Below are 14,549 nucleotides of genomic sequence, written 5' to 3' on the forward strand. Positions count from 1 at the left end.
CTATTAGGCATTTCTTAATTAATTCTTAAATCTTCAGATATACTTTGCCTTAGGCTTTGTTAAACGTTAGTGTTGATTTTTCATAACATTCGACTGGAGGATCGTAAAGTCGAAGACTTGATTTTAAGATAATTGGGGTCCGTCGCCGTATCAGGAGAAGGGAGGCTGGGAAACGGTTCGCTTTCCTGTGGGGGAGCTGGCAAGCCTCCTCAGACTTCGTCTTCCGGGGTCTTGCCTAGATCCTTCTCCCACGGGAGGGAGTCTCACCGTTTCCCCTCCACCCTATCCGTTTTTAAATGAACGAACCCAACATTGTAAGAAGATATCTTCGACATTCACAGCATGACAAGGCTCAATGATTTAGGAAACAAGCCCTTTTTGTAGCAGCTGTTACTATGTTTGAATGATTCTACCTAACGATGTTTCCGTTTTCCCTACGAACGCAAGGAGGTCCGGGAAATTGCGAGACTCCTATGGGATTAAAGTACATGGTGAGATCCCGCAGGGCTTTAGCCCGAGGAAGCTCACCGTACTCCCATGGAAAGCGAGTGATTTCCCGGACCTTCGGAGGCTTTCAACCATAACGGAAACATCTTATCTCGAAACTGAGTATCCAGCAATCGGGTACTTAACTGTAAAATCAACACTGAGATTTAACAGAACCTTGCCTTAAGAAAAAAATAAAAAGACGAAGCATCGGAATAGCTTCGTCATAGTCGAGTGGGGTATTCATTTAACTGGGAGCAAGTTGGCCGGGCAACTAACGCGCTTTCCGTGGGCGTTCGGAAAGCTTCTTCAGAAGATGCTTATCCTGTACTAAAATCGCCCTGTTTTTCAGGCGGCATCTTTATTAAAGCGATAGCCTACGCCCCAGATCGTTTCTATTAACGTTGGGTTGGAAGGGTCCTGTTCGATTTTTTCCCTGATTTTACGGATATGAACGGTTACGGTGGTAATATCTCCGAAAGAATCAATCCCCCAGATTCGTTCAAATAACTCTTCTTTCGTGAACACACGGTCAGGATGAGAGGCTAACAAAACGAGCAGATCAAATTCTTTGGCGCGTAGCTCTTTTTCTTCCCCATCTACGAATAGTCGGCGCGACTGGAGATCGATGGCTAATCCATTGGTAAGTATTTCATTTGGTTCACTGGGGCGGTTGACGAGCCGGTCGTACCTGGACAAGTGGGCTTTCACCCTGGCTACTAGTTCGTTTGGGTTGAACGGCTTTTGAATATAATCATCTGCCCCGCGGTCAAATCCGCGAATCTTATCGATGTCTTCTTTTCTGGCTGTCACCATCAGGATGGGGATATCCAAAGTCTTGCGGAGTTGTCTGCACAACTCAAAACCATCTATACCAGGAAGCATTAAGTCCAGCAGTATTAAATCGTAGGGTACTCCTCTGGCTTGTTTCATTCCTTCTTCACCGCTTGTGGTGATATCGCACGTGAAACCGTTAACCTCCAAATAATCCTTTTCCAGTTCCGCGATCGTCTGTTCATCCTCGATGATTAAAATCTTTTTCATTTTGCCACCTTCTTTAATGTGAAATAAATACTTGTCCCCTGACCCGGCTCACTTTCAGCCCAGGTTTTGCCTCGGTGTTGGTCGATAATCTTTTTAACGATGGCTAATCCAAGGCCGCTTCCACCTGTGGAAGAGTTTCTTGACGTGTCTGTCCGGTAAAAGCTTTCAAATAGGCAGGGAAGGTGTTCTTTTGCAATACCACTGCCATTATCCTGTATTTGTACGACGACTTTATCCTCCTCCTGATGCAGATGAACGTGAATATCCTTATGCGGTTTGTCGATATATTTTAAGCTGTTTTGGATAATGTTTTTTACGACTCTTCTTAATTGTTCCCGGTCTGCTTTTACCAGGTAGGAAGCATTTTGCCTGGCATGAAGTGTCGCTGAGCCTCCTTCTTGTTCCAGGTCAAACGTGATTTCCTCAATGAAATCATAGAAGAAGGCATATAAATCAACTTCTTCAAAATCAAAAGGAACCCGGTCGACATCCAGTTTGGAGTAAAGAAATAAGTCATGGATCAGCGCATCCATATCATCCGTTTTTTTATAAATAGTATCCAAATAGCGTTCTAACTTTTCCGGAGTATTAGCGATTCCATCCTGAATCCCGTTTACATAGCCTTTAATCGACGTCAACGGTGTCGCTAGATCATGGGAAATACTTGCAATCAGTTCCTGACGGTTTCGTTCATATTTCCTGCGTTCAGCCTCTGCTTCTTTTAAGCTGATACGCATCGTCTCAAACGTTTCGGAGAGTTCACCCAGCTCATCGTTACGTTTGGATTGGACAAGATGATCCAAATCCCCTTCACTGATTTTCTTTGCAGCAACCTGTAGATTTTTTATCGGAGTTAAAATGGTGCGTGATACATAATAAGTCAACAGGCCATTGGTTACGGCTAAGATGATGATCATTCCTGCCATTCGCAGTCCAAAAAACAACTGTAAGTCTGAACCTTTAGGACTGCCATTGAAGGTGACGAAGAATAAGTAACCTAAAATCATTTCTATGATCAGGAAGCCGACAATCGGCAGGGCAATCATCGCTATATTGGATAGTACCAGTCTTTTTTTAATGGACATGAAATCACCTGCTTCCGGATAGATTTAACTGGCTGAATATCTTCAGTAATACTGCATGTTCATTTTTGGCTTTCTATAAAAGTCATTATCCATGATGATCTTAGGATAGCAAGAGCTGCCAGGAATAACAAAATTCCGATAATCGGATGCAGCGCCCCTGCCCATGGTAAGTGTGTCGAAATATTTGCCGTAACATACAACAGGAAGGTCAATCCAAAAACGAGAGCGAGTTGCCCGAATATTTTTCGAGAAAACTTGCAGACAAGTGCAGCCACCAGCATGATCAGGGGAAGATAAAACCCGAACAGATGCACAAAAAACGTATGGTCACTCCAATATTCGTAATGGATAAACGTAGCCATCCCTGCCAATAAAAACTGAATTGTAAAACATAATAGCAATAATGCAGCTAACCCTATAAATATGATTCTTCCACTTTTCTTCATTTCATTCATCCTTTCCTGAGTAAACGTCAGGTTTAATTCTATCCCTTATAGTTAAACTCCCTCTTAATTATTTCTTAACTAATTCTTAAATCGGTGCTTAAATATCAGGCCCGTACTATGCCATTAGTAATTCTGTTCGGAATCCCCATGAGGGTAAGCTGTTCTATTCATTCCATGAAACTTTTTCCAAAACAAAAGCGTACATAGGGTAACGATAAAAACAAAGGGTGATCTTATTTGAATATGAAAAGTAGTGTAATTGCAGTGGTGGCCGCGGGGCTGCTTCCATTTGCTGCAGCATGCGGTCAAGCTGACCAATCATCGGAAGCAGCTGAAGCGGAGCAGGAACAAGCGGTCAAGAAAAAAGACAGGATCGATGCAGAGGAATTTGGTGCAGCATTTTTGGACGGACAATATACGGAACTCTACGGACAAACGAGTGACCAGTTTCAGCAGCAGGTTTCCTATAATGAGTTTGAACAGTTAGCTGAACAGTTTAATCAGAATGTAGCCGGTTATGAACTGCAGGCAAGCTCACCGGTTGCTAAACACCAAGAGCGATACATCTGGACTGATGAAAAGGGAGAGAAAGGGATTCAAGTCGTTTTTGATAATCAAAGCGTCATTCAGGGGTTGTTTTTAGCTCCACTTCAATCCTATCCGGAAACCGATGAGGTATACACTGCTAACACCTATACCATGCCTATCAATGAAGAATGGAGGGTATTCTGGGGCGGGACCAACCAACTATTGAACTATCATTATCCTACAGAAAGTCAACGGTATGCCTACGATCTGGTGATGACGAAAAACGGAAGCACGTATCATGGGAATTCCGAGAAAAATAAACATTATTATGCGTTCGGTAAAGATGTTACTGCGCCGGCTGATGGGGTGGTTGTGAAAGCCGTCGATGGTATTAAAGACAATGTACCAGGTGAAATGAATTCTGGCTCACCACTTGGCAATTATATCGTTATGGAACACAAAAATGGCGAATACAGTCTGCTAGCCCATTTCAAGAAAGGTTCAATCGCAGTAAAAGCAGGTGATAATGTTGCGGAGGGGGAAGTGCTTGGTCTGACCGGGAACTCTGGAAACTCCAGCGAACCGCACATTCATTTTCAGGTGATGGATGATCCGGATTTCTTCGAGGCAACTTCGATTCGTATCCAGTTCGAAAATGGTGAAGAGCCAATCCAGGGAGATTATGTGAGCCCGTAATCAAGATTTTTTGACCCTGCAGAAACGTACAGGAAATGTCGGGAAGGCCGGTATACAGGGTGGTAATCTAATGGAGGAAGGGAGGTCATAACAGTGGCTACATTAGAAAAAATGAATGAAGCAATGAGCTATATCGAGAAACACCTCAGCGAGGAAATCGACATGCAGCAGGTGGCACGTATTGCTCTTGTGTCGGAGTACCATTTCAAACGGATGTTTTCATTCCTGGCAGGCATCCCGCTCTCGGAATACATCCGGCGCAGACGTCTCACGCTGGCAGCATTCGAACTGCGGGAAGACGATCAAAAAGTGATCGATATTGCCATGAAGTATGGCTATCATTCTCCTGATGCCTTTACACGTGCTTTTCATAAGATGCATGGCATCACGCCATCAGAAGCAAGGGATAATGGGCAAGCCCTGAAAGCTTATCCACGCATGACCTTCCAATTATCCATTAAAGGAGGAAGCGAAATGAACTATCGGATCGAAGAAAAAGAGGCTTTTCGTATTGCAGGAATCAAAAAGAGGGTACCGATCATCTTTGAAGGAGTCAATCCACACATCGAAGGAATGTGGAAATCGTTGAACGAAGATAAGATCAAGCAGCTCAAGGATCTTTCTGATATGGAACCCAAAGGGATCATCCAGGCATCCGCCAACTTCTCAGAAGGACGGATGGAGGAAAAAGGAGAGCTGGATCACTATCTTGGAGTAGCGACAACAGAGGAGGCGGGGGATGAATTCGCCGCACTGGAGGTACCCGCCTCGAGGTGGGCTGTGTTTGAAGCGGTCGGTCCCTTCCCGGAGACCTTGCAGGATGTATGGGGAAGGATTTATTCTGAGTGGTTTCCATCTTCTAATTATCAACAAAAGGAAGGACCGGAGATATTATGGAATGCGGACAAAGATTTTTCATCGCCAAATTTCAGAAGCGAAATTTGGATTCCTGTTAGTAAAGTGTGATAAGAACAAGTGAGGACTTCCACCATCGGGAGTCCTTTTCACTTTTGCACATGACCTTCAGCGACAGGATTACTTTATATGGAATTTGAAACATACGCGTAGGAAACCTCCCGTGGTATAATTATTAGAAAATTTGGAATAATCTGTTGCGATGACAAACAAATCTTGCTAGAATAAAAAACACTACATAGGAAGTGTAAAAAAACTGTCTATTCTAATCGACTCTACTGGCTCAAAGTAGGGCGTTTCATTAGAAAGAAACCAGTTTTATGCATGGAGATAAGTATGTTCAAAATACTGCTCGTGTGCATAGGACTGGTTTTTTATTTCACTTTTTTAAAAGGATTAAAGTATAAGAAAATACGAAGGCTGTCGCTATAAGTACTTGGCGATCAGCCAAGTTTTTCTAAAGGAAATGGAGGTAGTGCTTTGGATCATCTGATTGACCTCGACAAAAAACATTTTTTACATCCGACTTCTTCCATTCAGCAACAGCAGGCACAAGGTTCTAAGCTGCTGGTGGAAAGCGGGGAAGGGATTTATCTCAAAGACCGGGATGGAAAAGCCTATATCGATGCGATGTCGTCGCTCTGGAATGTACATATCGGGCATGGCAGGGAGGAATTGGCGGATATCGCAGCGGCCCAGATGAAAAAGCTGGCGTTCAGTTCGGCCTTTTCTACCTTCACCCATGAGCCCGGAATCCTGCTCGCTGAAAAAATTGCCACGACCGCCCCAGGAGACTTGAACGCTGTCTTCTTCACTTCCGGAGGTTCAGAATCGAATGACACGGCAATCAAGCTGGTCCGTCATTACTGGAAAATTCAAGGACAGCCAAACCGCAGGAAAATTGTTGGCTTGAAGCGGGCCTATCATGGGGTAGCCACTGCTTCCACAAGTGCGACGGGTATCCCTGAGTTCTGGGAGATGGCCGGTCATATGATGAATGATTTTACCCACGCGGAAACTTCCTATCAAAGTACGACGAAAGAAGCGGTGGAATCCTTACGGGAAACATTCGAAGCGGAAGGTCCGGAAACGATTGCGGCTTTTATCGCAGAACCGATTCAGGGGGCTGGGGGAGTTCTCATTCCACCTGATGATTACTTCCCTGCGATCCGTCAACTATGCGATGAATATGGGGTTTTATTTATCGCGGATGAAGTCATTACCGGTTTTGGCCGGACAGGAAAGATGTTCGGGCTGGAACATTCGGACGTTGTGCCGGATGTCATGACCTTTGCCAAAGGGGTGACCAGTGGATATATCCCTCTTGGCGGGGTGGTCATTTCTGATTCGATTCATGAAGTGCTCAAAGCCCATTCCAAAGGTACACTTTTTCATGGGTTCACCTATAGTGGCCATCCAACTGCTGCAGCTGTAGGGTTGAAAAATATTGAACTGATCGAGAAGGAGGGGATGGTCGAAAATTCCAGCAACATGGGTGCCAAGCTGTTAGCAGGTTTTAAAAAGATCAAAGGGGATTTGGACATCGTAGGCGAGGTAAGAGCAAAGGGCTTATTAGGAGCAGTAGAACTGGTGAAGAATCCGGAAACGAATCAAAGTTTTTCAAAAGATCAGGCAGTGGCCCCGAAAGTGATTGAGGAATTGCATCAACGAGGTGTTATATGCAGAGCAGTCACCTATGAATCCAGTAACATCATCTGCTTTGCACCGCCGCTGATCATCAATGAGCAACAAATCAATGACATACTGGATAAGTTGCATGATTCCATTTTATCCGTACAAAAGCAACTATGAAGTACATGAATCTGTCAGAGGAGGAAGGAAATATGGATGAAGCTGATCTGATTTTTATCAATGGAACGATAGTGACGATGGTTGACGAGGCACCGACGGCAAGCGCGGTGGTCGTAAGGAATGGAGAAGTTGTCTATGTCGGGGAACCAGAAGCGGCCCTTGACTGGAAACGGGAGCGGACAGAGGTCATCGATTTGGCAGGCAGGACTCTAATGCCGAGTTTCATAGAAAGCCATATCCATCCGTCTATTTATGGCCTAACCCTACTAGAAGTAGATTGTAAGCCGACAGCTACTCCGTCGATTGCAGCTATCACAGAAAAAATAAGTGAAAAGGCAGCCGACATCCCGGAAGGAGAATGGATACTGGGATGGGGCTGGGATGATAGCAAAATGGCAGACAAGCGTAATCCTATGCGTTGGGACCTCGATAAGGTGGCGCCGAATCATCCGGTCGTCTTAAAACGGACATGCGCCCATATGGCAGTCGCGAATTCCAAAGCGCTGGAATTAAGCGGGATATCAGAAGATACCCCAAACCCGGAAGGAGGAAATATCGAGCGGGATGAGCAAGGCAGGCTGACAGGACTGCTGCAGGAGAAAGCTCAGGGGTTATTGAAAGCGCCAAAGTATGGGCCGGAGGATATGGCCAAAGGGATGAAATTAGCCCAGGATCAGTTCGCCGCCTGGGGAGTCACCACTGTCCATTGTATGTCCACCCAGACCGCTGATTTGCAGTTATACCAATCCTTATTAGAACAGGATGAATTGAATGTGCGGGTCAGACCCTGGATGTGGGCAATTGACCAGAATGGTTTCGACGGGGTGATGGAAGAAGTATTGACCGTCGGTTTAAGGAGCGGTTTTGGTAATGACATGCTGAAAGTCCAGGGATTGAAGTTCATGCTCGATGGCAGTGTCGGCGGGAAAACGGCAGCTTTTTCCGAACCTTACCTCGGTACACAAGAAACAGGAATCCTCTATAACACCGTCGAGGAAGTCGCTCCCCTAATGAAACGGGGAATTGAAGCAGGCTTAAGAATTGCTATCCATGCCATAGGCGATCGAGCCATTGATGTAGCAATCAATTCCTATGAACAAATCAACGAAACAACACCGATAAACCATATGCGCAACCGCATTGAACATTGTATTTTTCCTACCACTAAGCAACTCCGACAAATGAAAGAACTCGAATTAATTGCAGGCTCATCGATAGGGTTCCTCTACCACATCGGTGATAACTACCTGGCTAAGGTAGGGGACGAGCGGATGAAGCATGCATTTCCTCATCAATCATTCAAACAGGCAGGTGTCATCGCACCGGGGAACTCCGATTTACCAGTCAATGATGGCAACCCATGGATGGGCATTTATGCAGCTGTCACTAGAAAAACAGCTAATGGCCAAGTCACTGGATCAGAGGAAAAAATAAGTGTATGGGATGCTTTGAAGGCCTTTACAACCGATGCAGCTTACAGTTCGTTTGAAGAGCAGACCCTGGGAATCATCAAACCAGGTGCAAAAGCCGATTTAATGGTCCTTTCTCACAATCCGCTGGACATTGATTCCGAACAGCTGCTTGACATCGAAACAGAGGAAACTTACTTAGCAGGCAAAAAGATTTTCAGCAAGTCAACAACAAGAAAGGGTGAGTCTATTGTTCAGTAATCAGCAAGAGACAATTTTAATTACGATTATCGCTGTTTATTTTGTGTTCTTATTTGGACTTTCTTTATTTGTCAACCGGAGCACCAAAACCTATGAAGATTATAATGTCGCTGGCCGTTCTACCAAATTGATGCCGCTCATATTGACATTTGTAGGGACGGCGATTGGCGGCTCGATTCTGCTTGGATACATGACAAAAGGGTATCTCTTTGGGATGGGTCAACAGTGGCTCGCGATCGGTTTCACATTGACTTCCATCGTGATAGCAGTTTTTTTATTAAAGCGGATTCGTCTGCTTGGCGAGAAATACAATATGGTCACCCTAGGGGACTTTACGGCGTTACGTTATGGAGAAGGTGCCAGGGTTCCGACGGTGATCAGTATTCTTTTCGCTTATTCTGCCATAACAGGTATGCAGTTTGTCGCTATCGCCACCATTTTGAATTTGACTATAGACCTTAACATGACTACCGGGATTTTAATAGGATGGGTACTTTTAACGTTGAAAACGTATTTCGGCGGGCTCAAGTCAGTCATGCTTCAGGATGCGATCCATGGAACCATCCAAACCGTTGGTATTTTCTTTTTATTATTTGTCATTCTGTACATGGTCGGAGATTGGGGACCGGTTGCGGAAAGTGCCAGAAATGCAGAAGGCGGGAATATGTTGAGCATATTCAATATCGGTACTTCCGAATTTTTGGTTTATATGCTTACGATCGGAGCTTACCAGTTTGTCAGACAGGATGTATGGCAGCGATTTTGGGCAGCTAAAGATATTAAGACCGCACAAACCGGTTTTTGGGCTGCCATTGTCCTCGGATTCCTGACAGCAGCTATAGCGGTTGTAATTGGATTTTTGGGGAAGTTCGGTTTGAATATGACGAATATAGATCCGGCATTGATTTACTATGAAATCATTGGGCAGGTATTACCATTCCCGTTAGTGATTGTGATGCTGATTGCATTATTGGCTACGGTCATTTCCTGCGCGGATTCATTTTTCCTGGCTGCCTCTTCCTCGATCGTTAATGACATTATTAAACCTAGAGTTGGACACAAAGCCAGTGATAAGAAAATGCTGACTTACAGCAGGTTGTCCGTGGTTGTTGTCTCTATCGTGTCCGTGCTGCTTGCTCTATATATTCCTCAGCTGGTTACGCTCTGGATCACTGGAAGTGCGATGCTCGTATCCGGTCTGCTCGCACCGGTGCTATTCGGGTTATTCTGGAAAAGAACTACGAAAACGGCAGGGCTCTCTGCGATGTGGGCAGGACTAATCGTTGCTGTAGCCTGGCAGATCGCGGGTCATCCTTTCGGTCTCCATCCTGTTTTCCTCGGTTTGCCGATTTCGATCATTACTTTAGTGACGGTAACGTTGGTTTCTGAAGGGGAAAAGGAACATGTCATGTACTCCGAATTGAAAAAGACAGTTTGATGATGTTTGAAAAGCTGCCAAATGAAGAAAATGAAACTCTCTGATTGCTACCACAGTCAGAGAGTTTTTTCTAGTCACTATTAACTTTTTCCATGTAAGGATCATTCAATAAAAGGCCCGAAAATTCGAAGACTTGATTTCGAGATACTTCGTGTCCGTTGCCGAGTCAGGAGTAAGGGCGGCTGGGAAATGGTGGCGTGAAATAGGCATTTCCACAGGGGAGCAGGTTGATATTACGTTTCATCAAAATGACATCTTCATTGAAAAAGCAAATCCGGAAAGCCCACATAATAAAAGATATGTGACCGAAACAAATGCGATCAACATACCAAAAGAGATTGAGAAAGAGTTACGGATAGAACCCTATCAGCCTTATAGTCTGTATATCGACCGAACTCATAATCGTTTTGTCATTTCTCTTGAGCAGGAAGAGGAAGCATACATGAATTGAATTAAGTAGGGTAAGCCGCAGTGCTGTTGAAGGAACAACGGACTGTGGCTTTTTTTGGTTTATTAGGACAATAAGTATATACTCGAAAGGAAGTTAGGGAAATATAAGCTAAAGATCATAGATCAATTAAAAGTAGGACTGACATAGCCACCATGAGGGTAAAGAAAAACGGTTAAGGAGGTAATACTATATGGAACATAGAATTTCCCACAAGGGAATGGATGAGCTATTAAAGCAATTGGAAGATGACTATGTGAAAGCCGTCAAAGGGAATGAAAGCACGACCGTAGAGGGTTTCATTGAGAAGTTTTTGTATGATTCCTGGGATTATAATGAAGAGAATATAGAAAACATCAAAAGCGTGTTGAGCCGTTACAAGCAGGGTGAAATTTATCAAAGAACCTTCAGCGGTGCATTCAATGAAATGGTCGACCATCTTCAAGTGAAATTGGAGCAGCTCGATGAGGACAAGGTATACCCTGTCCTTCACTCAAATCAGGGAGCTTCTTTGCTCGTCGCTTTCGTAGATGGTTTGGTCATCCAGTACTACTTAGGTGTTTATGACGCCGACCAGTTAAGAGAAATGACGCCATACTTAAAACGTGTCATTCTTCAAGCTTTGAAAACGGAAGCTCATGGATAAGGGAGCCGGAGTGTCTGAAAGGAAATAACAATTGTGTATACTCTTTTATGAACATGTGTTAAAAGGTATTTTCAAATAAAAGAAAGAGGATGGTTTTATGAAAGCTGTGCAAGTGACAGGTTACGGAGACGTCGATCAATTAAAAGTAAATGAAATATCCATACCCGAGCCGAAAGAAAACGAAGTCCTTGTAAAAGTAAAGGCTTGTGCTATTAATAACACAGAAATCTGGATGAGAGAAGGTGCTTACGGCACCGGTTCAAAATCTGGATGGAGACCAGAAGGGGTACAATTTCCACGTACACCTGGCTCTGACATAACAGGAAAAATAGTAAATGTGGGAAATTTAGTAGAGGAATCGCTGAAAGGTAAAGATGTTGTGTTATTTCCTTTTACCTCCAGTGGAGAAGAAGGTTCCGAACATATTGCTGAGGACATGTCCTTTATAGGTTCAGAATACGATGGGGGTTATGCCGAATACGTGGTTTGGCCAGCAGAGCTTTGCTATGACATGCCCCTCACCAGCTATTCAGAGAGTGCTGTATTTTCAGTAAGCGGGTTAACTGCCTGGCATATGGTTGAACAAATTAAAGTTCAACATGGTGAGACTGTGATGGTAACTGGAGCAAATGGCGGGGTAGGATCATTAAATGTACAAATTGCCTCTAAAGTTTTTGGTGCTAAGGTGATCGCAATCATTGGTGACTTAGAAGCGGAAGAAAAAATGAAGGAATTAGGAGCCACACACGTTTTATCATATAAATCCGATAAGCTTTCGGAAGAAATTTTAGAAGCGAATGGTGGACCGGTCGACTCCGTGCTGGATGTTGTAGGAGATGCTTTGTTTTCCACCTCTCTTCAGGTTCTTAAGAAAGGAGGCAAGTTCTGTATTTCAGGATCTGCTGGCGGCCAGCAGACAAATCTTGATTTTAGAACATTGTATCTCAAACATATTACCATGTATGGATCTGTGCTGGGCACGAGAGCAGAGTTTAAAGATATGCTCCAGGCGATATCGGAAGGGAAAATTAAGCCCGTCATTGACAAAGCCTTTCCTTTAGAAAAGGCAAGAGAAGCTCAAGTATATTTTAAAAATAAAGGGAAGTTAGGAAAAATAGTATTGCTTCCTGAAGAATAATTGTCCATTCAAACGTACAAGTAATTAAATCCGGAAAGAAAATGGTCAATCGTACATTTACTTAATAAACAATCCAAGTGGACGGTATTCCATTCAATTGTAAATAAGTTATGTGCAAGCGGACATATTTCGACATCTTCCTACGAATGTTATTGAGGGATTTCAAGAAAAATCCAGTGGAAAGCGGTTTATTCTATCAGCTTTCGGGTACAAATCTAGTGATTTGCCCTATCTTACTGGCTGCTGCTGTTTTCTGGCGGCGCTTTCCTATGTTATCTTGATTTTTGGAATTATTTTATTTATTTAAAAAAAGGAGGATTCAAATGGCTCAATCGAATAAGCCAACAGACTTTAAACCATATGTGTCTGCAAGTGAGAAAAAGCCGGAATTTACGTTCCTGGCATTGCTTGTTGGTGCGCTATTGGTACTTATATTCGGAGCGGCGAACGCTTATCTTGGCCTATTGGTTGGGATGACGGTATCTGCTTCGATTCCAGCGGCGGTCATTTCGATGGCGATCCTGCGTGTGATTCTGCGACGCCAGTCGATTCTTGAAAATAATATCGTCCAGACGATCACCTCATCCGGTGAGGCACTGGCGGCTGGTGTCATTTTCACACTGCCTGCTTTATTTATCTGGAATATGCAGCCGAGCCTGGTTACGATGGGGATCATTGCAGTCGCTGGGGGGATTCTCGGTGTCATCCTGATGATTCCATTACGGAAAGCATTAATCGTCAATGAACACCATACCCTGCCTTATCCAGAAGGAACAGCCTGTGCAGAGGTGCTTGTCGCTGGGGAAGGAAAAGGGAAAGGAGCGCAAATCGTTTTCTCCGGACTGGGAATTGGTGCAGCATTCAAAGTATTGACAGATGCTGTTAAAGCATTCCCCGCACAAGTGGAAACGTCCATTGCAGGATTTAAAAATGCCGCAATCGGTATGAACACGATGCCAGCACTTCTTGCTGTCGGCTACATCATCGGTCCGCGTATCGCAGGAATCATGTTCGCAGGTGCTGTACTTGGGTGGCTTGGACTTATTCCACTTATCAGTTATTTCGGTCAATTTGCCGCCGATCCGGTACTGCCTGCGACAACTCCTATTTCCGAGATGGACTACCATGCCATTTGGGATAATTACCTGCGCTATATCGGTGCCGGTGCCGTCGCATTCGGAGGTATCGTTGGCCTGCTTAAAACCTTGCCAACCATTTTTTCATCATTTGTTGGAGCGGTGAAAGGATACAAAGATGCTGATATGCAACAGGGAACCTTGCGTACCGATCAGGACATCCCATTGTCCCTGATTGTCGGATTGACAATCCTGTTGATCGGAATCCTGGCTTTCTTCCCGCAAATTCAAGTAGGGATTCTAGGCGCCATCCTGATCCTGATCTTCGGTTTCTTTTTCGTTACCGTTTCCGCCCGTATTGTCGGTGTTGTCGGAAGCTCCTCAAACCCGGTTTCCGGGATGACCATCGCTGCCTTGATTTTTGTTGCCGTGATTTTAAAAGGATCTGGGATCACAGGAGAAGAAGGAATGCTGACAGCGATCATTATTGGAAGTGTCGTCTGTATCGCAGCCGCCATCTCCGGGGATACATCCCAGGACTTGAAGACCGGTTTTATCGTCGGTTCAACACCGAAATGGCAGCAAATCGCACAATTGTATGGTGTACTGATCGCCAGTATCCTGGTCGGCTTCATCCTTATCCTATTGGATAACGCCTATGGCTTCGGTTCTTCTGAACTGCCAGCGCCACAGGCTGTATTGATGTCAATGGTCGTTGAAGGAATCATGCAAGGAGATCTTCCTTGGAACCTGATCCTGATCGGAATGGCAGCGGCTGCCACCGTCGAATTGTTCGGCATTGGTTCATTGCCATTCGCTGTCGGTCTTTACCTGCCGATCCACCTGACTTCCCCAATCATGCTTGGCGGAATCGTCAAAGGCTGGATCGACCGTCGGGAGAAAGATCCTGAAGTACGCCAGCAGAAAAGTGAACGCGGAATCCTGCTTGCTTCCGGTTATATTGCCGGGGAAGCATTGATGGGTGTTATTATCGCCATCGCAGTAACTGCAGGATTTACGATGCCGGAAGAAGCATTGATGGGACCTTGGGTTTCCCTGGTCGCCATGGCTATCGTTACAGGCATCCTGTTCTTCACAGCAAATCGTAAAACAACTTAATG

At 44.6% G+C, this 14,549-nt stretch carries 12 protein-coding genes; 9 read left to right on the forward strand and 3 right to left on the reverse strand.

The genetic code is table 11. From position 1 onward, the window contains the following. Positions 1-834 precede the first annotated feature (834 nt). The 3 genes from ACGTN9_RS10665 to ACGTN9_RS10675 are packed head-to-tail and all read right to left on the reverse strand — an operon-like array spanning position 835 to position 3,061. Entirely contained in the window at positions 835-1,530 is a 696-nt protein-coding gene (locus tag ACGTN9_RS10665; protein WP_499592596.1) for a response regulator transcription factor, read from the reverse strand. Continuing rightward, positions 1,527-2,615, reverse strand: a complete 1,089-nt coding sequence (locus ACGTN9_RS10670; protein ID WP_499592598.1) for a sensor histidine kinase — start codon at positions 2,613-2,615, stop codon at positions 1,527-1,529. Before ACGTN9_RS10670 ends, ACGTN9_RS10665 begins: the two co-directional genes overlap by 4 nt. Positions 2,616-2,674: 59 nt before the next feature. Further along, on the reverse strand, positions 2,675-3,061 hold the full coding sequence (locus tag ACGTN9_RS10675; protein WP_499592600.1) for a DUF6220 domain-containing protein: 387 nt from the start codon (positions 3,059-3,061) through the stop codon (positions 2,675-2,677). A 243-nt stretch (positions 3,062-3,304) separates the two neighbouring features. Between ACGTN9_RS10675 and ACGTN9_RS10680 the strand changes: the two genes are divergently transcribed. The 9 genes from ACGTN9_RS10680 to ACGTN9_RS10720 all read left to right on the forward strand — a co-directional run bounded on the left by ACGTN9_RS10680 (position 3,305) and on the right by ACGTN9_RS10720 (position 14,547). After that, positions 3,305-4,285: a M23 family metallopeptidase gene (locus tag ACGTN9_RS10680; protein ID WP_499592752.1), complete on the forward strand. Its 981-nt coding sequence runs from the start codon at positions 3,305-3,307 to the stop codon at positions 4,283-4,285. Positions 4,286-4,396: 111 nt separating this feature from the next. Continuing rightward, positions 4,397-5,251, forward strand: a complete 855-nt coding sequence (locus ACGTN9_RS10685) for an AraC family transcriptional regulator (RefSeq protein WP_499592754.1) — start codon at positions 4,397-4,399, stop codon at positions 5,249-5,251. 429 nt (positions 5,252-5,680) lie between these two features. Then, positions 5,681-7,012, forward strand: a complete 1,332-nt coding sequence (locus ACGTN9_RS10690) for an aminotransferase family protein (RefSeq protein WP_499592602.1) — start codon at positions 5,681-5,683, stop codon at positions 7,010-7,012. Between the two features lie 32 nt (positions 7,013-7,044). Continuing rightward, positions 7,045-8,682, forward strand: a complete 1,638-nt coding sequence (locus ACGTN9_RS10695; protein ID WP_499592604.1) for an amidohydrolase — start codon at positions 7,045-7,047, stop codon at positions 8,680-8,682. Then, the gene (locus ACGTN9_RS10700) at positions 8,672-10,120 is read left to right on the forward strand and encodes a sodium:solute symporter family protein (protein WP_499592606.1); all 1,449 of its coding nucleotides are present in this window, start codon (positions 8,672-8,674) and stop codon (positions 10,118-10,120) included. Before ACGTN9_RS10695 ends, ACGTN9_RS10700 begins: the two co-directional genes overlap by 11 nt. A 151-nt stretch (positions 10,121-10,271) precedes the next feature. Continuing rightward, positions 10,272-10,571, forward strand: a complete 300-nt coding sequence (locus ACGTN9_RS10705) for a hypothetical protein (RefSeq protein WP_499592607.1) — start codon at positions 10,272-10,274, stop codon at positions 10,569-10,571. Between the two features lie 190 nt (positions 10,572-10,761). Then, positions 10,762-11,214: a hypothetical protein gene (locus ACGTN9_RS10710; protein ID WP_499592609.1), complete on the forward strand. Its 453-nt coding sequence runs from the start codon at positions 10,762-10,764 to the stop codon at positions 11,212-11,214. Between the two features lie 97 nt (positions 11,215-11,311). Further along, complete coding sequence (locus ACGTN9_RS10715; RefSeq protein ID WP_499592611.1) at positions 11,312-12,352, forward strand: zinc-binding dehydrogenase; 1,041 nt, start codon at positions 11,312-11,314, stop codon at positions 12,350-12,352. A 323-nt stretch (positions 12,353-12,675) separates the two neighbouring features. Next, a complete protein-coding gene (locus tag ACGTN9_RS10720; protein WP_499592613.1) occupies positions 12,676-14,547 on the forward strand; it encodes an OPT family oligopeptide transporter in 1,872 nt (623 codons plus the stop codon). The last annotated feature ends 2 nt before the right edge of the window (positions 14,548-14,549 follow it).

This window comes from Halobacillus sp. B23F22_5 (genome assembly GCF_043497085.1).
In the GTDB taxonomy this organism is placed as follows: domain Bacteria; phylum Bacillota; class Bacilli; order Bacillales; family Halobacillaceae; genus Thalassobacillus.